The organism is Egicoccus sp. AB-alg2 (genome assembly GCF_041821065.1).
Lineage (GTDB): Bacteria > Actinomycetota > Nitriliruptoria > Nitriliruptorales > Nitriliruptoraceae > Egicoccus.
The window spans coordinates 1-19,646 of sequence record NZ_JBGUAX010000021.1 but is presented as its reverse complement, the minus strand read 5'-3'; the positions used below and the strand labels follow the sequence as shown (position 1 = coordinate 19,646).

Here is a 19,646-nt window from a genome sequence, read left to right as displayed (position 1 = left end):
GGTGTCGGCCGTACCACGCTGCGGCGGCGAACCCGAGCAACGGCAGGATCACTTCGGCCGCGACGTGGGAGAACGACCAGTCGGCCCGGGCGCCGAAGACCCAGAGCACCGGTATGTGCACGAGCAGCAGCACCACGATGGCTCTGTGGCGGCCCGCCTGCAGTCGTTCTCGCCCATAGCGCACGTGCGCCCCCTCCGTCGTGCCGGAACACTATCCAGTCCCAGGTCGTGGCGGCTCGGGCCGGCATCGCGCGATCTCGAGAACTCGCCGGGTCTGCGGTGCTCGTTGACGCCGATCAGTCGGACACTCGGGCCCGAGAGCGCCGGCGAGGCATGCGGCCACTCCACCCAGCGCGAAAGCAGGGTGCAGGGCAGCACGTCACGAGCGGTCGTCGCGGACGTGACGGACGTGACGGACGTTGCTCAGGCGGCGAGGAGGTCGTCGAAGGTGGCGATGCGGTCGAGGTGTTGTTGGAGTACGGCGACGGCGAGGTCGAGGTCGTAGTGGCCGGGGCCGTCCCATTCGAGCGGGGCGAGCGGCCGGGACGGATCGATCGCGGGGGCTGCCGGCGAGGTCAGGGTCGGCGTCGGGTCGCCGGGTTGCGGCCGGCCGTCTGCCCCGACGGTGACGGTGCCGGCCGCGGTGCTCGGGTGGGCCGCGGCGGCGGTGGTGATGGCGGGGGTGGAGCCGGCGTGGGGGATCTGGTGGCCGTCGGGGTGGTGGAAGGTGTGGTGGCCGTCGGGGCGGATGGTGATGTGCCAGTTCCGGGCGGTGTCGGCCTGCTGGTGCAGGTAGCGGTGGTGGTGGGCGCACAGGGTGATGAGGTTGGCGCGGTCGGTGGGGCCGCCGTCGGCCCAGTGGCGGATGTGGTGCACGTGCAGGTTGCGGGTGGTGGTGCAGCCGGGGAAGCGGCAGCGGTGGTGGTCGCGCAGCAGGATGGCGCGGCGTAGGGCGGAGGACAGGGCGCGGCGGCGGCGGCCGAGGTCGAGGGGCTGGTGGTCGGGGCCGGTGATGGCGAGCACGATGCCGGCTTCGCAGGCCAAGCGGCGTAGTACGCGACGGTCGAGGGTGCGTAGCCGGCCGTCGGGGTCGCGGACGGGCACGGGCGTGGGGGCGGGTTCGGATGGTGGGGCGAGGGCGTCGGCGGGGGTGTGCAGGACCAGGGTGTGGCGGTCGAGGCCGGTGGTGTCGGGTGGGCCGTTGGCGGTGCCGGCGATGACCGCGTCGGCCAGCGTGCGGGCCAGCTGCGGGCCGGTCGGCCACGGCAGCCGGTCGGCCGGCTCGTCGGTCTCCGCGCAAGCGCTGCCATGGTGGTCCGCCTCTGCGGAAGCGCTGCCGCCGCCGTCCGTCTCCGCGGAAGCGCTGCGGCTGCCATCCGGGTCCGTTTCTGCGGAAGCGCTGCCGTCGGGTGTTTCTGCGGCGGCGGTTGCGGCGGCGCGGCGGCAGCGGGTTTCGAGTTCGGCGATGGCTTCGGCGGGGCCGGTGATGGTCAGCTCGGCCATGCCGTCGGGGCGTTGGCGGGTGCGCCACGCCCAGCCGGCGGGGTCGGGTTCGTCGGCGAGCTGGTGGGGGCGCTGGGCGGTGCGCAGCCCGCGGGCCAGGTGTTCGAGTTCGGCGGCGGTGGCCCGGTCGGCCCACTCGAGCAGCCACGCTTCGGCGTCGGGCAGGGCGATGCGGGTCAGGGCCCGGACCTTGGAGTAGGACAGGGTGCCGGCCGCGAAGCGGCCCGGATGGTGGGCAGCTCACGCAGCCGCAGGGCGACGCGGACCCATTCGCGGGCGGTCGAGGCGCCCAGGCCGAGTTTCCACGACAGCCAGGTGCCCGGCGTGCGGCAGCCCTGGTCGGCCCAGATGCCGCGGACCACGAACTCGGCCAGCAGGTCGAACAGCCGGGCGAGCGCGATGGTGAGCTCGCCGGCGCGGGCGTGCAGGGCCACCTCGACGTCGTGATCGCTCAGCGGTGCCAGGGCCGGGTCGCCGCCCAGGGTGCGGGCGTGTGCGAACAGCTGCTCCCAGCCCAGCTCGCGCTGGGTGATCACCGCCGCATCCGCCAGCGACACCCCCGCGTCCGGCTCGCTGAAGGACGCTGTCTCGATGCTGTTGTCGGCCATGGCGGCCTCCCGTGCCGCCCCCGACTCGGAACATCCACCCTACGCCGGGGGTGCGACACGCCAACCGGCGAGGTGCCCTGCCAGCCCGGCCGAATGCTGAAGGAAGGCGGCAGAACCGCGGCTGATGGGCGCAGCGGCACCTGCCGCTGAACCTCGGCTCACGTGTGGTCGCGGACGAACCGGTCGACGGCGTCGAGGTAGCGGCCGCCGTCGAGCAGCTCCCTGTCGTTGTGGTCGACGCCGGGCAGCCACAACCGCTCGGCCTCCGTGAGCGTGGCGATCTCGTCGGACAGCTCCGGTGGGACGATGCCGTCCGCCTCACCGGCGACCACCAAGGTCGGGCCGGCCCAGCCGCCGAGGTGGCTGCGCGTCTCGAAGCGCTCCCGCAGCAGCGTCCTCACCGGCAGGAACGGGTAGTGGTGACGGCCGACCGTGGCCAGCGACGGGAACGGGGAGCGCAGCACCAGCGCGTCCGGCGGTGACAGGGCCGTCAGCGCGGCAGCGACGCCGGTGCCGATCGACTCCCCGAGGTAGACGACCGGCAGGTCCGCGACCTCCTCGCGATCCGCGAGGTGCTCCCGCGCCGCACGCGCGTCCGTCACGAGGCCCTCCTCGTCGGGCCTGCCGGGGTTGCCGCCGTAGCCGCGGTACTCGAGCAACAGCACGGCGTGCCCACGCTCGGCGAGGCCCGTGGCCAGCGGCAACCGCAACCCACGGTTGCCGGCGTTGCCCGGAACGGCCAGCACGACGGAGACCGGTTCGCCGTCGGCCGGGACCCACCAGGCCGCCAACTCGAGCCCGTCCTGCGTGGGCAGCGTGACCTCCTCGACACCGGGCGGCCGCTGCGGCGCGCCTCGGTCGGGCAGGTAGATCAGGTGTCGCTGGAACGACCATGCGGCCGCCACGAGCACCAGCCACAGGCCGGCAACGGTCGCGACGACCGCGGTCAGCGTCCGCCAGGCGCCGCTCACGGCGGAGCCGGCAGCTCGAGGCCGAAGATCCCGAGGAACGTGGCCAGCGTCTGGTGGGTGAGCCCCCAGACGACCCGGCCGTCGACCGACACGCCGGGAAACGCCTCCGGGTATTCGGCGAGGCGGTGGGTGACCGCGCTGGCCGGATCCAGCAGGGTGGTCAGCGGCACCCACAGCGCGTCGGCGACCTCGTCCGGGTGCGGCGTCATCGCCGGCCGGTCCTCGAGCACGAACACGTAGGTGGCGACGAGCCCGGCGTTCCGGCGCCCGCGGTGGTCGTCCAGCCGGCCCGCGGGGTGCTGGAGGGCGATACCGACCTCCTCGCGCGTCTCACGCACCGCCGTGGCGGCGAGGTCGGGGTCGTCCGCGTCGCGCTTGCCGCCCGGCAGCGCCATGTGGCCGGACCAGGGATCGCCGGCGCGCTGGACGCGTTCGATCAGCGCGACCTGCGGGCCGGTGCCTCCGGGGGCCAGGATCAGCGCCGTCGCGGCCTGCCACGACTCGCGCAGTTCGTGCTCGGGCACCGCGTCCGGTTCATGGCGCGCGACCACGTCGCGGATGCGGTCGAGGCCCGGTACGGCGAGGCGACGACCCGCCGGATCCGGCCCTCGACCGTCGGACCTCACGTGGTCTCGCCGCGCCGAGGCAGGACCCACAGTTCGGTCGAGTAGTTCAGCGCGACCCGCCCGGCCGCGTCCTTGCTGCTGCGCTGGTACAGGTCGCGGACCGCGGCCAGGACGCGCGCACGCGTCTGGTCGTCGAGGCGGGCGACGAACGACACGGAGGCGACGCGCGCGACCAGCCCTTCCACGTCGAGATTCTGCACCCACGGCGCCGTCACCATCGTCGGCGCGCCGAAGTGCGGCGTCTCCGTCAGCCAGTCCACCCAGTCGTGGCGTGCCCACGAGGGCGTGTCGCCGCGGTGGGGGAGCAGCAGGTGGTCCAGGGCGGCCTGGACGGGAGCAGAGAGGTCGCGGCGGTTGAAGATGACGGCGAGGTGCCCGCCGGGGCGCAACACGCGATGGAACTCTCGCAACGCCGCGGGCCCGTCGAACCAGTGGAACGCCTGCGCAGCCGTCACGGCGTCGAGGCTGGCGTCGGGCAGCCCGAGCGCCTCGGCCGTGCCGTCGACCACCTCCAACCTCGCGTCGGGCACGCTGCGGGCCAGTTGTTCGCGCATACCGGCCATCGGCTCGACGGCGACCACGTCCGCGCCCGTGGCCAGCAGGACCCGGGTCAGCTTGCCGGTGCCGGCCCCGACGTCGGCCACCCGGCGTCCGGGACCGAGCCCCAACGCGGTGACCATCCGCTCGACGACGGATGCCTCGTAGTCGGGACGTGCGGCCTCGTACTGGGCGGCGACGCCCTCGACGCCGAAGCCGGTGGCGGTCTCGTGCACGTCGCTCATGCCGCGTCCTCGTCCACGACGCCGGCGGACACGTCCGCCTCGACGACCAGGCGCTGCAGGCGGAGCACGGCGTCCGAGGCCGTCAGTGGCACCGCGCCGCTGGAGATCTGCCGCGCCACGATGCGGGGCTCACGACGCAACAGGTACCAGCCGCGCCGCAGCAGCGTCAGTGGCGGCTTGCGGCCCTCACGCAGGTCGCGGACCAGGCGACGCCAGAAGGTGACGACGGGCCGGTGGGTGAGGCACACCGCGTCGGCCAGGATGCCCGCGGCCCGACACCGCTCGACGAGCTCGGCCGCGAAGATCCCCTCGGCGACGATCAGCGGCGCGTCCTGGAGGACGACCCGGTGGACGTCGACGGCGCGGTTCGACGGGATGTCGTAGACCGGCAGTTCGGCGGTCCCGTGGTGCACCAGTTCGCGCAGTGCGGCCAGGGCCTGGTCCGCGTTCCACGACGCCGGGTCGTCCCAGTCCACGATGCCGAGATCGCCGACCGGCAGCGCCGGGTCGTCACCGTCGCGGTAGAAGTCGTCGAGGCACACCGTCGGCAGCCCCACGCGCGCGGCCAACGACGACTTGCCCGACCCGGACGGCCCCGCGAGCAGCACGACCCGCGCCCGCGGGCGCGCGTCGTCAGGGCCGGGAGGGACGGGGGAGGTCACGCCCGTCAGCCTAGTGGTCGCGGCGGTCCCGGCTCCGAAGGCGCGCGCCAGCCCGGACACCGGTTGCGGTCCGCTGTGCAGCGTCGGCAGTGACCGCCCGAGTCCCTTCCCGGCAGGTCAGCCGCGGCGGGTGCCGAGCCGATGGCCAAGCACGTCCGCCAGGTCCGCGGCGAGGGCGGCGGCGTCCTCGGGCAGCAGCGTCGACACGGTCACGCGGATGGCCGGGGCGGCGTCGAGCCGGTACGGCTCGCCGGGCTGGACGGCCCACCCGCGGGCGAGCAGGCCCTGCACGACCGGCACCTCCTCGGCGACCGGGATCCACACGTTCATGCCGGTGGCGCCGTGGCCGCTGAGGTCGTGGGCGACGAGCGCCTGCAGCAGCGCGTCACGGCGAGCGGTGTACGTCGCGGCCGCCGCGGTCAGCGTGCCGTCCGCCTCGGCGCGCTGCCAGACCGTCGCGGTCAGGTGCTGCAACAGGTGGCTGACCCATCCGGTGCCCAGGCGCTGCCGCCCCAGCACGCGCAGCACGGTGTCCTCGTCACCGGCGAGGACCGCCACACGCAGATCCGGCCCGAGCGCCTTGGCCACCGAGCGCACGACCGCCCAGCGGGCGCGGCCAGCGGCCAGCGTGACGGCGGGTGCACCGGCGACGGTGCTGGCGTGGTCGTCCTCGATCACCAACACGTCGGGGTGGGCGTCCAGCAGCGGCTGCAGTTCGGTTGCCCGCTCCCGGGTCAGCGCGGCGCCGAACGGATTCTGCGCCCGGGGCACGAACAGCAGTGCCTCGAGCCCCTGGTCGAAGGCGGCTTCCAGCGACGCCGGCACGAGCCCCTGGTCGTCGATCTCCACCGGGACCGGCACCAGGCCGAGCGCGCGGGCGAGGTCCAGTGAGCCCGCGTAGCCCGGGTCTTCGATCCCGATGCGGTCACCGATCCGCAGGTGCACCTCGAGGACACGCTCGATGCCGTCGAGTGCCCCACCGACGACCGCGAGGTGGTCCGTGGCGACCCCGTCGGCCGTGAACGCGTCGCGGGCGAGCCCGAGCAGGGCCTCCACGCCGGGTTCCTCGCCATAGAGGCGGTGCACGGGGCCGACGTCGCGCAGCGCCGGGCCGAGGTCGGGCAGCAGCGCCGGGTCGGGGTTGCCCGAGGTCAGGTCCCGCGCGCCCGGCGGCAGTTCCGGGGCCAGTCTGCTTGCGAGCGCCGGCCGGTGGCCGACCACGGTTCGGGAACGGTCGTGCGCGACCAGGATCCCGCGCTGACGCAGATCCCGGTAGGCGCTCGCGACCGTCGACGGGGACACCCCGAGTTCGCGGGCCAGCGCCCGGACGGAGGGGACCGCCTCGCCTGGCGCCAACGCCCCGCTGGTCACCGCCTGCTCGACCGACTCGACGATCGTTGCAGCCCGGTCACCCGTGATGCGATACTGTACCGACTCAGTGCTCATAACTGTACTGTAACAGATTCCTCCGGAATCACGCACCACGATCACGAATCACCGTCGCCGTCCGCCGGCCTCCCCGCGTCGCGGACCGCTTCCGAGGTACGCCCGTGTCCGCCCTGCCTGACGACCTGTTGCGCGTCCGCCGCCTCCCGGAGCGCGGCACCACCTCCCGAGAGGTCGTGCACGCCATTCTCGACGCCGGCCTGGTGTGCCATCTCGGCTACCTGCACGAGGGCCGCCCCGTGGTCGTGCCGACCCTCTACGGCCGTGACGGGGACGATCTCGTCCTGCACGGCTCGGCCGCGTCCCGGGCGATGCGCGCCGGCGCGGCGGGACTGCCCGTCTGCGTCACGGTGATGCTCCTCGACGGGCTCGTCCTGGCCCGCTCCGCGTTCCACCACTCGGTGAACTACCGCTCGGTGGTCGTGCACGGGGACGCGCAGGAGATCGCCCACCCGGACGACAAGGTCGCCGCGCTGCGGACGCTGACAGAACACGTCACGCCCGGGCGCTGGGCTCAGGTGCGCTGGCCCACGCCGACCGAACTGAAGGCCACCACGGTCCTGCGGCTGTCCCTGGAGCACGCGGTCGCCAAGGTGCGCGCCGGCGGTGTCGGTGACGACGAGGCGGACCTGGACCTGCCGGTCTGGGCCGGCGTCGTCCCGCTGGCGACCGTCGTCGAGGATCCGGTCCCCGCGCCCGGGCTGGCCGAGGATCTGAGGCCGCCGGGCTCGGTCCTGGCCGCCGCCACCGCGCCGCCGCGCGGGACGGGCGTGCCCACCGCGATCCCCGCCGAGGGTCGCCCATGACGAAGACCGTCAACCGGGCCCTCGCGACACGACTGCGGCGGGCCCCCCGAGTCGCGCCCCTGGAGGGCCGGCAGGCACCGCCGGACCCCCGACGCCCGCAGCGACGCCTGCTGTTGGTCGCGCTCGCGCTGCTGACCGTGTACGTGATCTGGGGCTCGACGTTCCTGGCCATCAAGGTCGCGATCGAGACCATCCCGCCGTTCACCATGATGGCGATCCGGTTCTCCATCGCCGGTGCGCTGCTGTTCGCGTGGGCCGTGCGTCGCGGCGACCGCGCCGCGGACCGCTTGACGCTGCGGCAGTGGCGCCACGCGGTCGTGACCGGTGGGCTGCTGCTGGTCGGCGGCACCGGGCTGGTGTCGCTGGCGCAGACCCGGATCGCGTCGGGCACGGCCGCCCTGCTGTGCGCCACCGTCCCGCTGTGGATGGCGCTGCTCGGCCGCGGCGTGTTCGGCGAGCGGCTCTCCCCGCGGGCCTGGACGGGTCTGCTGATCGGCTTCGTCGGCGTCGGGGCGCTGGTCGACCCCCGTGGTGGCGGCCACCTCGGCGCCATGCTGCTGGTGCTGGTCGCCGGTTTCGCGTGGGCGGCGGGCTCGCTGCGCAGCCGGGTCGCCGACGCGCCCAGCCGCCCGCTGGTCGCGGCGTCGATGGAGATGCTCGGGGCCGCGCTGGTCTTCGCGGTGATCGCCGTCGGCAGCGGCGAGGTGACCCGCATCGAATGGGCAGCGGTCGGGAGGGACGCGATCCTGGCGCTGATCTACCTCACGACGGCCGGCTCGCTGGTCGCCTTCACCGCCTACAGCTGGCTGTTGCGCAACGCTTCGACCACGCTCGTCGGCACCCACGCCTACGTCAACCCGGTGGTGGCCGTCCTGCTCGGTTGGGCCTTCGCGGGCGAGCTCGTGACCGGCCGCACCCTCGTTGCGGGCGCGGTGATCCTCGGCTCCGTGGTGCTGCTGATCACGGGTCGACCCGGCGAGCCGGTGCCCGCCCAGGCCACCTCGGGTGGTGACGTCTTCGCGGGCGAGGCGAGGTGGCACCGCACCCGCCAGCGGCTGGGTGCCCTCCCGGCGGCGGCGCGGCTCTACCGCCGGCCTGGCGCGGCCGGTCCGCGACCGGCGCGCCGGGACCAGGAATCGGCCTGGTGAACGGTCGCGTCAGCGTCTGACGTCACGTAGCCACAACTGCCCGCACGCGGCGTCGATGTCGCGGCCCTGCGTGTCACGCACCACCGTCGGCACACCGGCCGTCACGAGGTGGCGCTTGAACCACGCCAGGCCGTGGTCGTCGACGCGCGCGTAGCGCGGGCCACCGAGCACCGGGTTCCACCGCATCAGGTTGACGCGTGCGTGGCGGTGCCGGAACCACCGCACCAGCCGGTCCGCGTCGTCGCGGGTGTCGTTGACGCCCGGCAGCAGCAGGTAGACGTACGTGACCGGCCGTCGATGGCGGGTCGCCCACGCCTGGCTGGTCGTGACGACGTCGTCGATCGAGAACGCCCGCGCGCCCGGGATCAGCTGGTGGCGGACCTCGTCGGTCGTGGCGTGCAGCGAGATCGTCAGGTTGATCGCGAGGTGCTCCTCGCGCAGGCGACGGAGCCGGTTCGGGAGCCCGATCGAGGAGATCGTGACCCCGCTGGTGCGCAGCCCCAGGCCACGCCGGTCGCGCAGGACGCGGATCGCCCGCAGTACCTCGTCGTAGTTGTGCAGCGGCTCGCCGATGCCCATGAAGACCAGGCGGTTGACGTCGCGTCCGAGCTCGAGGACCTGCTGGACGATCTCGCCGCTGCGCAGCTGACGTCTCAGACCGAGGCGACCGGACGCGCAGAAGGTGCAACCGAAGGCGCAGCCCACCTGCGAGGAGACGCAGGCCGTCACGCCGGTGCGGCGGCGGATGCGGACCGCCTCGATGGCGTTGCCGTCGGCGAGTCCGAACAGGTACTTGGCAGACCGGTTGCCGCGATCGACGCCGTGGTGCGTCAGCGGGGCGACGTGGGGGAGTCCGGCCGCCCGGCACAGGCGGTCGAGCTCTGGGCTGTGGCGGCGGCGTTCACGGTAGAGCTGATGAAAGACGGTGCTGGCCTCGTCGACGCCGAGGTGTTCGGCCACCTCCTCGAAGGACAGGTCGTAGACGGACGTTCGTGGTCGGGTCGTTCGCATGCTGCTGCTCGTGTCGCTGGTGCCCGAGCACGGCTCGGACAGGACGGCGCACGCCGGACGAGGCGTGCCGGTCGTCCCACAGCGACGGGATGGGCCCGGCGAGGAGCGTCACCGCGCGACGCCGGGGCGGCGCGCGGTGGCAGGCACGCACGAGCCCACGGCTCGCGCCACGGATGCGGCACGGACGACGCCGGCACCCGCGAGAACGACACCCACCGATGGCCCGTCAGCCGTCGGCTGCGGGGCATCCGGGGGTGTCCTAGAGGAACTCGAGAAGTAGACCCATGCCGCGCAGCCTAGATCAGCGGCCCTTGGGGTGCCAGACCGTCTTGGTCTCGCAGAAGGCGACGATGCGGCGCGGGCCCTGCGGCGTCACGGTCCAGTCGGGCTCGGCAGCGGGCACCTTCAGCACGCGCTTGACGTTCTCCGCCGCCGCCACCTGCAGTTCGCGCGTGTCCCGCCCGGCCATCCCGGACAGGTCCAGGGCGTTGACGTCGAGGTGGCTGGCCAGCACGGGCGCGAGCTCGTCGGTGTGACCGGTCAGCACATTGATGACCCCACCGGGGACGTCCGAGGTGGCCAGCACCTCGCCGAGCGTGACCGCCGGCAACGGCCGTTGCTCGCTGGCCACGACCACCACCGTGTTGCCGCTGACCACGATCGGTGCGACGACGGACACCAGCCCGAGCAGCGACGACGCCTGCGGCGCGATCGCGCCGACGACACCGGTCGGCTCGGGGACCGACAGGTCGAAGTAGGGGCCGGCGACCGGGTTGGCGGTGCCGTGGACGGCCTGGAACTTGTCGGACCAGCCCGCGTACCACACCCAGCGGTCGATGGCGGCGTCGACCTGCGCGAGCGCCTTCTTCCCGGTCAGGTCCTCGGCCCGGGCGACCTCCTCGGCGAACTGGTCACGCCGACCCTCGAGGATCTCCGCCACCCGGTACAGGACCTGTCCGCGGTTGTAGGCGGTCGCGGCGGCCCAGCCCGCCTGGGCCTTGCGTGCCGCGACGACGGCGTCGCGCACGTCCTTGCGCGAGGCGCGGGCGGCGTTGGCCAGGAAGGCACCCTTGGCGTCGGTCACCTCGTAGGAGCGGCCCGACTCGCTGCGCGGGAACGCGCCGCCGACGTAGAGCTTGTAGGTCTTGCGGACGTCGAGGCGGCTCATCGGTGCGGCTCCGTGGACGGCGAGGTGGCGGTGGTGGCCGGGCGGATCACAGTTCGTGCTCGAGGTAGGCGGCCAGGCCGTGGACGCCGCCCTCGCGGCCGAAACCGGACTCCTTGTAGCCACCGAAGGGGCTGGTGGGGTCGAAGCGGTTGAAGGTGTTGGCCCAGACCACGCCGGCACGCAGCTGGTCGGCCATCCACAGGATCCGCGAGCCCTTCTCCGACCAGACGCCGGCCGACAGCCCGTAGGGGGTGTTGTTGGCCTTGGCGACCGCCTCCTCGGCGGTGCGGAAGGTCAGCACGCTCAGGACCGGACCGAAGATCTCCTCCTGCGCGACGCGGGAGGACTGGCCGACCTCGGTGAAGACGGTGGGGGCGAACCAGAAGCCGCGGTCGGGCAGCTCGCAGGCCGGCGACCAGCGCTGAGCGCCCTCGGCCTCGCCGGCGTCCACCAGGGTGGTGATGCGATCGAGCTGTTCACGGGAGTTGATGGCGCCGATGTCGGTGTTCTTGTCCAGCGGGTCGCCGAGGCGCAGCGTGCCCAGGCGCCGCTGCAGCTTGTCGATCACGAGGTCGTGGATCGACTCCTGCACCAGCAGGCGCGAACCCGCACAGCACACGTGGCCCTGGTTGAAGAAGATGCCGTCGACGATGCCCTCGACGGCCTGGTCGATCGGCGCGTCGTCGAAGACGATGTTGGCGGCCTTGCCGCCCAACTCCAGCGTGAGGCGCTTGCCGGTGCCGGCGAGCTCGCGCTGGATGGCCTTGCCGACGGCCGTGGAGCCGGTGAACGCGACCTTGTCCACGTCGTCGTGGGCGACGATCGCCGCGCCGGTCTCGCCCGCGCCGGTCACGATGTTGACCACGCCCGGCGGCAGGTCCGCCTGCTGGCAGATCTCGGCGAACAGCAGCGCGGACAGCGGCGTGGTCTCCGCCGGCTTCAGCACGACCGTGTTCCCGCAGGCGAGCGCCGGGGCGATCTTCCAGGCCAGCATCAGCAGCGGGAAGTTCCACGGGATGACCTGGCCGCACACACCGACCGGCTGCGGGTCGTGGCCGAGGCCGGCCCAGTCGAGCTTGTCCGCCCAGCCGGCGTGGTAGAAGAAGTGCGCCGCGGCGGTCGGCACGTCGACGTCGCGGGTCTCGCGGATCGGCTTGCCGTTGTCGATCGTCTCCAGGACCGCGATCTCGCGGGCCCGCTCCTGCAGCAGCCGGGCGATGCGGAACAGGTACTTGCCCCGCTCGGCGCCCGGCAGCCGCGACCAGGTGCCGAACGCCTTGCGCGCCGCCGCGACGGCACGGTCGACGTCGGGCGCGGTGGCCAGCGCCACGTCGGCGAGGTGCTCCTCGGTCGCGGGGGAGATGGTGGCGAAGCTGCCGCCCTCGGCCGGGTCGACGAACTCGCCGCCGATGAACAGCCCGTAGCTGGCACGGATGGTCGCGACGTCGCGGGCCTCGGGTGCGGGCGCATACGCCCACGTCGGGCTGATCAGGTCCGGCACGGTGCCGGTGGGGTTCAGGTCGGTGGTCACGGCAGCCTCGGTCGTCGCCAGGTGCGGGAAGCGTTGCATCGCCGCCTCGTTCGGCGGCCTAGTCGATGGTGACGCGGTCGGCGGTCCAGTAGACGCCCGTGCGCTGCTTGGCACGCTGCATCAGCAGGTCGTTGAGCAGGCTGGAAGCGCCGAAGCGGAACCGGTCGGGGTGCAGCCAGTCGGGCCCGGCGGTCTCGTGGACCAGCACGAGGTACTTGATGGCGTCCTTGGCGGTGCGGATGCCGCCGGCCGACTTCACGCCGCGGTGCTCACCGGTGACCTGGTGGAAGTCGCGGACGGCCTCCAGCATCACCAGCGTCACCGGCAGGGTCGACGCGGGCGACACCTTGCCCGTGGAGGTCTTGATGAAGTCACCACCGCCGGCCAGTGCCAGCCACGAGGCGCGGCGGACGTTGTCGTAGGTGGCCAGCTCGCCGGTCTCCAGGATCACCTTGAGGTGCGCGTCGCCGCAGGCCTCCTTGACGGCGACGATCTCCTCCAGCACCTGGCCGTAGCGGCCGGCCAGGAACGCGCCACGGTCGATGACCATGTCGATCTCGTCCGCGCCGGCGGCGACGGCGTCACGCGTGTCGCGGAGCTTGATGTCGAGGCTGGAACGTCCCGACGGGAACGCGGTGGCCACGGACGCGACGTGGATCCCGGTGCCCTGCAGTGCCTCGACGGCGGTGGCCACCAGGTCCGGGTACACGCACACCGCCGCGACCGGAGGGCAGTCCGGGTCCGACGGGTCCGGTCGGCGGGCCTTGGCGCACAGGGAGCGGACCTTGCCGGGCGTGTCGGCGCCCTCCAACGTGGTCAGGTCGACCGCGCGGATCGCGAGGTCGAGCGCCCACTGCTTGGCGTCCTTCTTGATCGACCGCGTGCCCAGCTGGGCGACCCGCTTCTCCGCGCCGACCTGGTCGACGCCGGGCAGCCCGTGCAGGAAGCGGCGCAGCGCCGACTCCGACGCGGTGACCTCACGCAGGTCGGTGTCGTCACCGGGCAGGACGAGGGAGGAGGACATGGCGACGGCTCGGGTGACGGGAACGGGCGACGCGTGAGCCTACCCGGCGCCGGTCCGCTCGGACCGTGCGCCGGCCGTCGGACACGTGTGGCGGAAGACCCGGTGGTGGACGGTCGCGCCGGTAGGTTTCGCAGGCCCCCGACCGGACGAGCCCCATGCCCGTGACCCGCGACCCCGAGCTCGTGCTCACCGGGGTCACCCGCCGGTTCGGCGACGTCACCGCGCTGGACCGGCTCGACCTGGCCATCGGCAAGGGCGAGGTCGTGGGGCTGCTCGGCCACAACGGGGCCGGTAAGACCACCACCGTGCGGCTGTTCGCCGGCCTGCTGGCCGCCGACGAGGGCCAGGTCCGCGTCGGCGGCCTCGACCCGAGCGTCGACGGTCCGGAGGTGCGCCGCCGCCTCGGGGTGCTGCCGGCCGACCCGGTGGTGGACCGGCGCATGACCGCGGTGCAGAACCTGCGGTTCGCTGCCGACGTGTTCGGGGTCTCGCGCGACGGGCTCGACCAGCGCATCGAGGCTGCGCTGACCCGGTTCGGGCTCGCTGGCCGGGGCGACGACAAGGTCGCCGACTTCTCCACGGGCATGCGCCAGCGGCTGTCGCTGGCCCGCGTCCTGCTGCCGGATCCCGAGGTGCTGCTGCTCGACGAGCCGACCGCGGCGCTGGACCCGATCGCCGCGCGGCAGGTGCGCCGCGAACTGGCGGCGCTGGCGGCGGACGCGGGTCGCACCGTCGTGGTCGCGACCCACGACCTGGCGGAGGCGGAGCTGCTCTGCGACCGGGTCGTGGTGCTCGAGCAGGGCCGCATCGTCGTCGACGGCAGCCCAGCGGAACTGGCGGCCGCCCACGGCACCGGCGGCCTGCTGCTGGAGGTCGCGCCGGACCAGGTCGAGACGGTCCGCTACCGGCTCTCGCGCCTGGCCGCGGTCCGAGACGTCGAGGTCGACGCCGCCGGCCGGGTGCGCGCCCGCGGCGTCCCGCGCGACGAGATCCCGGGGCTGGTGTGGGCGCTGTCGTCCGCCGGGCTCGCGCTCTACGAGGTGCGGCGGCTCGACCCCACCCTCGAGGAGGTCTACCTCGCGCTCCACGAGCGTCAACAGGACGGGGAGGTCGGAGCATGAACTGGCGAGGCATCGCCGCCGTCGTCCGCCGCGACCTGCGCCTGGTGTGGGGCAGCAAGTCCGTCGTGATCCCGTCGATCGTGGTCCCCGTGCTGCTGCTCGTGGTGCTGCCGGCCGCGGCGGGGCTGGTCCCGAGGTTCGTCGGCATCGTCAGCACCGGCGACCTCGACGCGTTGTTGGCGGCGCTGCCGGACCGCGCCGTGGACGGCCTGTCCTCCGATCCGGGCCTGCTGGTCGCCGAGGTCGTCGTGACCTGGCTGCTCGCCCCGCTGGTGTTGCTGGTGCCCGTGATGTTCGCGGCGGTCGTGGCGGCCGACGGCATCGCGGGGGAGAAGGAGCGCGGCACCCTGGAGGGGTTGCTGTTGACGCCGCTCAGCGACCGCGAGTTGGCCGTGTCCAAGCTGCTGGCGGCCTGGGTGCCAGCGGCCGTGCTGGGTATCGGCGGTGCCGTGCTGTACGCCACGGTCGCCAACCTCGCCGTCGGCACGCAGGTCGGGCGGCTCGTGCTGCCCAACACCGAGTTCACGCTGATGGCGCTGTGGGTCGGGCCGACACTGGCGGCGGCCGCGATGGCGGCGGTGTCGCTGGTGTCCGCCCGCTCGAAGACGACCCAGGAGGCGTTCCAGATCGGCGGCGTGGTCGTCATCCCGGTCGTGCTGATGCTGGTGAGCCAGGCCAGCGGGGCGTTGCTGCTGTCGGTGTGGCTGTTGTGGATCGCCGGGTTCCTGGCGCTGGCGATCGCCGGTGGCCTGCTCGTGGCGGCCTCGCGCGTGCTCTCCCGCGACCGCCTCGGCACCCGCCTCACCTGAGCAGCCCGACGTCGACATCGCGCGCATGGCCGTGTGCCGGCCCCAGTGATCACGTGCTGAGAAGCAGGCACCGGCACGACCCGCGGCATGCGCAAAACCTGGCGATTCCCGGGAAGTGGGTGGGCGCGCGGGCCGGTACGGCGCTCGGCACGCGCAAACCTGGCGATTCCCGGGAAGCGGGTGGGCGCGCGGGCCGGTGCGGCGCTCGGCATGCGCAAAACCTGGCGATTCCCGGGAATTGGGTGGCGCGCGGTCGACGGGATCAGACCGGGCCGTATCCGCGTCGACGTGCTGTGGGAAGGGTCAGCCTCCGGTGGCGACCGTCGAGGTGGACTGGTGCGTCTGCCACGGCAACAGCACGCGTTCGAGGCCACGGAACGCGAGGTTGATGCCGTGGCCGAGCAGGCCGGTCAGCACGATGCCGGCGTAGATCTCGTCCACGGCGAATTGCTGTCCCGCACGATAGATGATCGACCCGAGACCGCTCTCGGCCGACACGAACTCGACGACCACCAGCGTGATCAGGCAGGTCGCCATCCCGAGCCGCAGGCCGTTGAGGAGCCCGGGTGCCATGGCCGGCAGCAGCAGTCGCCGGAAGAATCGCAGGCCCGTGGCCCCGAAGTTGCGGCCGGCCTCGATCAGTTGCGGATCGATGTCCTTCACGCTCGCGCTGGTGCTGATGATGATCTGGAAGAACGCGGTCGCGAACGCCGTGATGATCCATGCGGTCTCGCCGAGCCCGACGATGATGATCAACAGCGGTAGCAGAGCGATCTTCGGCGTCGGGTAGATCGTGTCGGCGATCGGTCGCACCAGCAGGGCCACGCCACGCCACAACGCGGAGGCGATGCCGATGGCCGTGCCGGCCACGGCCGCGATCCCGAACGCGGCGAGCAGCCGCCGGATGGTGGCCAGCAGGTCGCTCGACAACCGTCCGTCGGTGAACAACGTCACGATCGAGGCGGCCACCTCGGTGAGGGGGATGAAGAAGCGGGTGTCGAGCACACCCGCGCGGGTGAGGAGTTCCCACGACACCGCCAGCAGGATCGGCACGGCCCAGGTCTGGAGCCGCCGGCGCATCGCCCCGCTCATCGACGCTGCTCCTGGACGGTCGTGCGCCACGGGATGATCCGGTCGGCGACCGCGTCGAAGCCGATCGAGCTCAGCAATCCGAGGACGGCGACGCACAGCAGCGCGACGTACATGTCCATGACGCGCAGGATCTGCCAGTTGGACCAGAGGAACTGCCCGAGCCCGCTCTGGGCGCCCACCATCTCCACCGCGACGACCGCGATCAGCGAGAACCCCAGTGCGATCTTGAAACCGGCCACGACCGAGGGGAGGGCGCCGGGGATCAGGACGCGCCAGAAGAAGCGCCAGCCCCGGCTGCCGTAGTTCTTCGCCGCCTCCAGCAGCACGGGCTGGATCGTCCGCACGCCCGCCACCGTGTAGAGGGCCATCACGATGAACGGGGTCACCACGGACGTGAGGATCACGGCCGTCTCGCCGCGGCCGAGCAGGAACGTCAGGAACGGGAAGAACAGCACGCCCGGGATCGGGTAGAAGAAGGCCAGCACGGTGCTCATGCCGCGCTCGGTCCACTGTGACGCCGTCATCAGCAGACCGAGCCCGACCCCGAGCAGGGTGGCCAGCGCGATCACGACCAGCACGCGCAGCACCGTGGCCCAGATGTCGCCGGCGAGCCCAGCGTCGGTGTCGAAGACGATGGTGCTGCGCGCCAGGATCCGCGTGGGTGGCGGGAAGAACGTCTGGCGCAGCAGCCCACCGCGGCTGGCCAGCTCCCAGGCCCCGAGGATCAACACCGGCCCGACGAGGACCGGCCACTTGTCCGCGATCGTCCGCCAGCTCATGCCTCGTCCTCGCCCACCATCGCCGCGCGGACCTCGTCGCGGAGGTGGTCCCAGATCTCCTGCGTGAGCCGTGCGAACTCGGGGGTGCCGCGCAGCTCAGGGCCGCGGGACAGCGGGAAGTCGAGGTGGATCTCCTCCTTGATGCGCCCCGGCCGGGCGGTCATGAGCACGACCCGGTCGGCGAGGAAGACCGCCTCGTCGATGGCGTGGGTGACGTACATCACGGTCGGCTGGCTCTGCTGGCGAAGCTCGAGGATCTGCTCCTGCAGCAGGGTTCGCGTCTGGGCGTCCAGCGCCCCCAGCGGTTCGTCCATGAGCAGGATCTCGGCGTCCTGCGCCAGCGCGCGGGCGATGCCGACGCGCTGCTTCATGCCGCCGGACAACTGGGCCGGGTAGTAGTCACCGAACCGGGACAGGCCGAGCCGTGTCAGTTGCTCGTCGGCGAGTTCGGCCGCCTCGGCCTTCCCGATGCCGCGATTGCGCGGTCCGAACGTCACGTTGTCGCGCACGGACAGCCAAGGAAACAGCGCGTGCTCCTGGAACACCATCGCGCTCTGAGGGCGGCCGGCCGCCGACTGTTCGATCGTCACCGAGCCCGACGTGGGTTCGTGAAGGCCGGCCACCATGCGCAGCAGTGTCGACTTGCCGCAACCGCTCGGGCCGACGATGGCGACGAACTCCGACTCGCCGATGTCCAGCGAGACGTCGTCCAGGGCAGTCAGCGTGCCGTGACGGCCGGGGAACGTCTTGGTGACGTGCTCGAGGCAGACCTTCGCCGACCCGCTGGCGCCCGCGGTGGCCGACGACGGCTCGGCCGGCCGCATCGGCTCGGTACCTCCGGTGTTCGCTTCGACAGCCATGGTCACCCCTGCTCGACGCGGAGCGCCTCGGCGAGCCAGTCCGCCACGACGTCACGGGTGACCCGGGCGTCGAGCACGAACACGCCGGGGGCGCCCTCGGCGACCCAGTCGCGGACGGCGTCGAGGTCGTCGACGCGGCGGGCGACGGCACCGCGCGTGCCGAAGCCGCGGCCCATGGCGGCGAAGTCCACCTCGGGGAACTCGACGATGTCGGTGTCCATCCCCATGGGCGCGAAGTGGTGGACCTCGGCCGCGTAGGCGGAATCGTTGTAGACGATGATCAACATCGACCGGTCGAGCCGGACGGCCGTCTCCAGGTCGGGGATGCTCATCAGGAAGCCGCCGTCGCCGACGCCGACCACGGTGAGGCGATGCGGGTTCGCCAGCGACGCGCCGATCGCGGTGGCCAGTCCCAGCCCGATGCTCTGGAACGACTGGACGAACACCCACCCGTGGACGTCGGGAACGCGCAGATGACGGACCGGCCAGCCACTGAAGTGGCCCCCGTCGATCGCCACCGTGCGCTCCATCGGCAGCAGTTCGTCGAGGGCCTTCGTGAGCGTTCGCGGGTCGAGTTCGTGGTCGGTGGAGCCGTCCTCGTAGGCGTGCCGGTTGTTGGCTCCCCGTTCCATCCGGTCGGCGGTGTCCGGCGTGCGGAAGCCGGTGGCGCGGACACCGCGGCCTTCCAGGGCCTCGGTGACGCGGCGGGCCGTCAGGCGGGCGTCGGCCACCACGCTCTGGTCGACGGTGGGGTTCCAGCCGACGCGAGCCCGGTCGGCGTCGATCTGTACGACGTGCCGGGCCTTGGCGAACATCCGTCCGAACCGGGTGGTGAACTTCGTGTAGGTGGCCCCGAAGCCGAGGACGACGTCGGCCTCCTGCAGCAGCTCCGAGGCGGCCGGGGACGAGAACCCGCCCGAGATGCCGACCGACCACGGTTGTCCGGCGAACAGCCCGTGGGCGCGTGCGGTGGTGGCCAGCAGCGCACCGGAGCGGTCGGCCAGGGCGATCAGGTCGTCGCGGGCGTCGGCCAGCACGGCGCCGAGTCCGGCGAGCACGACCGGCCGTTCCGCGCCGGCGAGCAGGTCGGCCAGTACCTCGACGTCCTCGGCGGCCGGCTCCAGCGGCGGCAGGTCACGCAAGGGGCGTCCAGCGACCGGACGGGCCTGGTCCTCGGGCATCCCCTGGATGTCGAGCGGGAGGCTCAGCACCACCGTCCGGCGTTCCCGCCGCGCCAGCTCGAGCGCCCTGGCGGCGTCCTGCAGCGCGGTACGAGGCCCGTGGAGGCGTTGTGCCTCGGCGCCGACCGACTGCACCACCGTCGCCTGGTCCATGAAGAAGGGAGATTCGACCGCGCCCCGCGCGACGTCGCCGACGAGCACCACCATGGGGGTGCGGCTCTTGGCCGCCTCGCCGATGCCGGTCAGTCCGTTGGTCAGGCCCGGACCGGTGTGCAGGCTGACGACGCTGATCTCGCCGGTCGCCTGGGTCCAGGCCTGGGCCATGACGACGGCGTTGGTCTCGTGCCGTGCGGCGACGAACTCCACGCCGTGGTCGACCAGGCCGCGGGTGATCTCGAAGTTCGTGGAGCCGATCACGCCGAAGCAGCGGCGGATCCCGGCCTGCTGGTAGTGGGTCGCGATGGCGCGGGCGATGGTCGTGTGCGAGGCGTCGTGCACGTCACGTGCTCCCGTGGTCG

19 protein-coding genes are annotated in these 19,646 nt (G+C 72.9%); 4 read left to right on the top strand and 15 right to left on the bottom strand.

Annotated features, from left to right (window positions below):
* Nucleotides 1-423 precede the first annotated feature (423 nt).
* From ACERM0_RS22700 to ACERM0_RS22670, 7 genes are all read right to left on the bottom strand, one after another.
* Entirely contained in the window at nucleotides 424-1,668 is a 1,245-nt protein-coding gene (locus ACERM0_RS22700) for an HNH endonuclease (RefSeq protein ID WP_373680880.1), read from the bottom strand.
* A gap of 11 nt (nucleotides 1,669-1,679) precedes the next feature.
* A complete protein-coding gene (locus tag ACERM0_RS22695; protein ID WP_373680879.1) occupies nucleotides 1,680-2,111 on the bottom strand; it encodes a hypothetical protein in 432 nt (143 codons plus the stop codon).
* 158 nt (nucleotides 2,112-2,269) lie between these two features.
* Complete coding sequence (locus ACERM0_RS22690) at nucleotides 2,270-3,082, bottom strand: alpha/beta hydrolase (RefSeq protein WP_373680878.1); 813 nt, start codon at nucleotides 3,080-3,082, stop codon at nucleotides 2,270-2,272.
* On the bottom strand, nucleotides 3,079-3,633 hold the full coding sequence (locus tag ACERM0_RS22685; RefSeq protein ID WP_373680877.1) for a CoA pyrophosphatase: 555 nt from the start codon (nucleotides 3,631-3,633) through the stop codon (nucleotides 3,079-3,081). Before ACERM0_RS22685 ends, ACERM0_RS22690 begins: the two co-directional genes overlap by 4 nt.
* A 71-nt stretch (nucleotides 3,634-3,704) precedes the next feature.
* Nucleotides 3,705-4,490 carry a class I SAM-dependent methyltransferase gene (locus ACERM0_RS22680; RefSeq protein WP_373680876.1) on the bottom strand — a complete coding sequence of 262 codons (786 nt, stop codon included), beginning with the start codon at nucleotides 4,488-4,490 and terminating at the stop codon, nucleotides 3,705-3,707.
* Nucleotides 4,487-5,152 carry a uridine kinase gene (locus tag ACERM0_RS22675; protein ID WP_373680875.1) on the bottom strand — a complete coding sequence of 222 codons (666 nt, stop codon included), beginning with the start codon at nucleotides 5,150-5,152 and terminating at the stop codon, nucleotides 4,487-4,489. The genes ACERM0_RS22680 and ACERM0_RS22675 overlap by 4 nt, the downstream gene beginning before the upstream one ends.
* A 117-nt stretch (nucleotides 5,153-5,269) precedes the next feature.
* Nucleotides 5,270-6,598 carry an aminotransferase class I/II-fold pyridoxal phosphate-dependent enzyme gene (locus tag ACERM0_RS22670; protein WP_373680874.1) on the bottom strand — a complete coding sequence of 443 codons (1,329 nt, stop codon included), beginning with the start codon at nucleotides 6,596-6,598 and terminating at the stop codon, nucleotides 5,270-5,272.
* Between the two features lie 104 nt (nucleotides 6,599-6,702).
* Here ACERM0_RS22670 and ACERM0_RS22665 point away from each other — a divergent pair, with 104 nt between their 5' ends.
* Together ACERM0_RS22665 and ACERM0_RS22660 are read left to right on the top strand one after the other, a co-directional pair.
* Nucleotides 6,703-7,404, top strand: coding sequence for a pyridoxamine 5'-phosphate oxidase family protein (locus tag ACERM0_RS22665; RefSeq protein ID WP_373680873.1), 702 nt, complete (start codon nucleotides 6,703-6,705; stop codon nucleotides 7,402-7,404).
* A complete protein-coding gene (locus ACERM0_RS22660; RefSeq protein WP_373680872.1) occupies nucleotides 7,401-8,552 on the top strand; it encodes an EamA family transporter in 1,152 nt (383 codons plus the stop codon). Before ACERM0_RS22665 ends, ACERM0_RS22660 begins: the two co-directional genes overlap by 4 nt.
* Before the next feature lie 9 nt (nucleotides 8,553-8,561).
* Here ACERM0_RS22660 and rlmN read toward each other — a convergent pair whose 3' ends face one another.
* From rlmN to deoC, 4 genes are all read right to left on the bottom strand, one after another.
* Nucleotides 8,562-9,563, bottom strand: a complete 1,002-nt coding sequence (rlmN, locus tag ACERM0_RS22655) for a 23S rRNA (adenine(2503)-C(2))-methyltransferase RlmN (RefSeq protein WP_373680871.1) — start codon at nucleotides 9,561-9,563, stop codon at nucleotides 8,562-8,564.
* A 301-nt stretch (nucleotides 9,564-9,864) separates the two neighbouring features.
* Nucleotides 9,865-10,731 (bottom strand): aldehyde dehydrogenase family protein, encoded by an 867-nt coding sequence (locus tag ACERM0_RS22650; protein ID WP_373680870.1) that lies wholly within the window; start codon nucleotides 10,729-10,731, stop codon nucleotides 9,865-9,867.
* 46 nt (nucleotides 10,732-10,777) lie between these two features.
* A complete protein-coding gene (locus tag ACERM0_RS22645; RefSeq protein ID WP_373680869.1) occupies nucleotides 10,778-12,301 on the bottom strand; it encodes an aldehyde dehydrogenase family protein in 1,524 nt (507 codons plus the stop codon).
* A gap of 19 nt (nucleotides 12,302-12,320) precedes the next feature.
* Nucleotides 12,321-13,286 carry a deoxyribose-phosphate aldolase gene (gene deoC, locus ACERM0_RS22640; RefSeq protein ID WP_373680868.1) on the bottom strand — a complete coding sequence of 322 codons (966 nt, stop codon included), beginning with the start codon at nucleotides 13,284-13,286 and terminating at the stop codon, nucleotides 12,321-12,323.
* A 155-nt stretch (nucleotides 13,287-13,441) separates the two neighbouring features.
* On the opposite strand from deoC, the gene ACERM0_RS22635 reads away from it, so the two are divergent.
* Together ACERM0_RS22635 and ACERM0_RS22630 are read left to right on the top strand one after the other, a co-directional pair.
* Nucleotides 13,442-14,407, top strand: a complete 966-nt coding sequence (locus tag ACERM0_RS22635; RefSeq protein WP_373680867.1) for an ABC transporter ATP-binding protein — start codon at nucleotides 13,442-13,444, stop codon at nucleotides 14,405-14,407.
* The gene (locus tag ACERM0_RS22630) at nucleotides 14,404-15,216 is read left to right on the top strand and encodes an ABC transporter permease subunit (protein WP_373680866.1); all 813 of its coding nucleotides are present in this window, start codon (nucleotides 14,404-14,406) and stop codon (nucleotides 15,214-15,216) included. The genes ACERM0_RS22635 and ACERM0_RS22630 overlap by 4 nt, the downstream gene beginning before the upstream one ends.
* A 303-nt stretch (nucleotides 15,217-15,519) precedes the next feature.
* Here ACERM0_RS22630 and ACERM0_RS22625 read toward each other — a convergent pair whose 3' ends face one another.
* The 4 genes from ACERM0_RS22625 to ACERM0_RS22610 form a co-directional block, all read right to left on the bottom strand.
* Nucleotides 15,520-16,308 (bottom strand): ABC transporter permease, encoded by a 789-nt coding sequence (locus ACERM0_RS22625; protein WP_373680865.1) that lies wholly within the window; start codon nucleotides 16,306-16,308, stop codon nucleotides 15,520-15,522.
* On the bottom strand, nucleotides 16,305-17,087 hold the full coding sequence (locus ACERM0_RS22620) for an ABC transporter permease (protein ID WP_373680864.1): 783 nt from the start codon (nucleotides 17,085-17,087) through the stop codon (nucleotides 16,305-16,307). Before ACERM0_RS22620 ends, ACERM0_RS22625 begins: the two co-directional genes overlap by 4 nt.
* Nucleotides 17,084-17,947: an ABC transporter ATP-binding protein gene (locus ACERM0_RS22615; protein ID WP_373680863.1), complete on the bottom strand. Its 864-nt coding sequence runs from the start codon at nucleotides 17,945-17,947 to the stop codon at nucleotides 17,084-17,086. The genes ACERM0_RS22620 and ACERM0_RS22615 overlap by 4 nt, the downstream gene beginning before the upstream one ends.
* Before the next feature lie 2 nt (nucleotides 17,948-17,949).
* Nucleotides 17,950-19,646, bottom strand: a 1,697-nt coding sequence (locus ACERM0_RS22610) for a thiamine pyrophosphate-binding protein (protein ID WP_373680862.1), incomplete at its 5' end; no start/stop codon positions are given.

What these genes read in the sequence shown, in the direction of transcription:
- ACERM0_RS22670 (WP_373680874.1), bottom strand. Translation starts at nt 6,598, where the DNA reads ATGAGCACTGAGTCGGTACAGTATCGCATCACGGGTGACCGGGCTGCA.
- ACERM0_RS22645 (WP_373680869.1), bottom strand. Translation starts at nt 12,301, where the DNA reads ATGCAACGCTTCCCGCACCTGGCGACGACCGAGGCTGCCGTGACCACC.
- ACERM0_RS22625 (WP_373680865.1), bottom strand. Translation starts at nt 16,308, where the DNA reads ATGAGCGGGGCGATGCGCCGGCGGCTCCAGACCTGGGCCGTGCCGATC.
- ACERM0_RS22660 (WP_373680872.1), top strand. Translation starts at nt 7,401, where the DNA reads ATGACGAAGACCGTCAACCGGGCCCTCGCGACACGACTGCGGCGGGCC.
- deoC (WP_373680868.1), bottom strand. Translation starts at nt 13,286, where the DNA reads ATGTCCTCCTCCCTCGTCCTGCCCGGTGACGACACCGACCTGCGTGAG.
- ACERM0_RS22680 (WP_373680876.1), bottom strand. Translation starts at nt 4,490, where the DNA reads ATGAGCGACGTGCACGAGACCGCCACCGGCTTCGGCGTCGAGGGCGTC.
- ACERM0_RS22630 (WP_373680866.1), top strand. Translation starts at nt 14,404, where the DNA reads ATGAACTGGCGAGGCATCGCCGCCGTCGTCCGCCGCGACCTGCGCCTG.
- ACERM0_RS22635 (WP_373680867.1), top strand. Translation starts at nt 13,442, where the DNA reads ATGCCCGTGACCCGCGACCCCGAGCTCGTGCTCACCGGGGTCACCCGC.
- ACERM0_RS22650 (WP_373680870.1), bottom strand. Translation starts at nt 10,731, where the DNA reads ATGAGCCGCCTCGACGTCCGCAAGACCTACAAGCTCTACGTCGGCGGC.
- rlmN (WP_373680871.1), bottom strand. Translation starts at nt 9,563, where the DNA reads ATGCGAACGACCCGACCACGAACGTCCGTCTACGACCTGTCCTTCGAG.
- ACERM0_RS22615 (WP_373680863.1), bottom strand. Translation starts at nt 17,947, where the DNA reads ATGGCTGTCGAAGCGAACACCGGAGGTACCGAGCCGATGCGGCCGGCC.
- ACERM0_RS22695 (WP_373680879.1), bottom strand. Translation starts at nt 2,111, where the DNA reads ATGGCCGACAACAGCATCGAGACAGCGTCCTTCAGCGAGCCGGACGCG.
- ACERM0_RS22620 (WP_373680864.1), bottom strand. Translation starts at nt 17,087, where the DNA reads ATGAGCTGGCGGACGATCGCGGACAAGTGGCCGGTCCTCGTCGGGCCG.